Below are 999 nucleotides of genomic sequence, written 5' to 3'. Positions count from 1 at the left end.
GCCCGCAGCAGATGAGGAAGCGTTCTGCTCGGGGATCACCACGATGCTGGGCGGGGGCACCGGGCCGGCCCCCGGCACTTTGGCCACCAACTGCACCCCGGGCCCTTGGCAAATCGCCCGGATGTTCGAGGCGGCGGACGCTTTCCCGATGAATCTTGCCTTGGCGGCAAGGGCAACGCGTCCCGGCCGGACAGCCTCGTCGAGATGGTGCGGGCGGGTGCCTGCGCGTTGAAGCTGCACGAGGATTGGGGCACCACGCCCGCGGCGATCGACACCTGCCTGTCCGTGGCCGATGCCCACGACATCCAGGTCATGATCCACACCGACACGCTCAAACGGCGCTCCCGCTCCCGTCCTCCCGGCCCAGCCCGCACCGGTCGCGGCGGCGCCGGCGCCGGCACCCGTCCAGGCCGACCCGACCGGGGGGCGCCGACGTCCCCCGGGGCTGGGGAGCGGATTTTCATCCCTCGAAGGACGGCTTCCGAACCAGCGCACCGGTCTGCGACACCCGCACGTGGTGCGCGACATCTGCATCGGCTGCTGATCGTGACTGCAAGACCCGCGTCGCCCCGGCTATTGCAGGGATCGCGAGCGGGAATGCGCCTGGATCCAGCGCGGTGAGAGGATGTCACCGGCCTCGGTGATGATCCACGGCCGGGCGTCGTCGGACGCGATCGCCTCGAGCGCAACCGCGAGGGCTTCGCGCAGCGTCGCGAACGGGCGCCCCTCCGCGGAACGACCGGTCGCGCGTGCGGGCCAGATGGTGAGTTCGGCCCTTTTGTCGAGATCGGAGGGCGTCATCGGCGCATCCGTGATGCTTGGCATGGTGTGTGGGTCTACCGGGCCTGTGTGACGGGCATCTGGCGCCGGAGGCCGCCGATCCGGGTGCGCCCGTGCGGCTGCGACGAACCATCCGGCGCCCGGATCAGAAATTAAATGATGCGCGCGTCCAAGTTATATTTGAGAACCGGCCAATGGAAGTTTAGTTCATTTGCATCG

Annotated in this window: 1 protein-coding gene and 1 pseudogene; one reads left to right on the top strand and one right to left on the bottom strand. The window is 68.8% G+C overall.

The features are described 5' to 3' along the window. A pseudogene (locus I53_RS31690) lies at nucleotides 1-337 on the top strand (amidohydrolase family protein); the annotation flags it as partial. A 236-nt stretch (nucleotides 338-573) separates the two neighbouring features. Here the strand turns inward: I53_RS31690 and I53_RS22000 are convergent. Beyond that, entirely contained in the window at nucleotides 574-801 is a 228-nt protein-coding gene (locus I53_RS22000; protein WP_043353537.1) for a hypothetical protein, read from the bottom strand. Nucleotides 802-999: the final 198 nt, after the last annotated feature.

Source organism: Methylobacterium sp. B1, assembly GCF_000333255.1.
In the GTDB taxonomy this organism is placed as follows: domain Bacteria; phylum Pseudomonadota; class Alphaproteobacteria; order Rhizobiales; family Beijerinckiaceae; genus Methylobacterium; species Methylobacterium fujisawaense.
The sequence above is the reverse complement of the archived record's forward strand: the minus strand, read 5'-3'. Positions and strand labels throughout refer to the sequence as shown.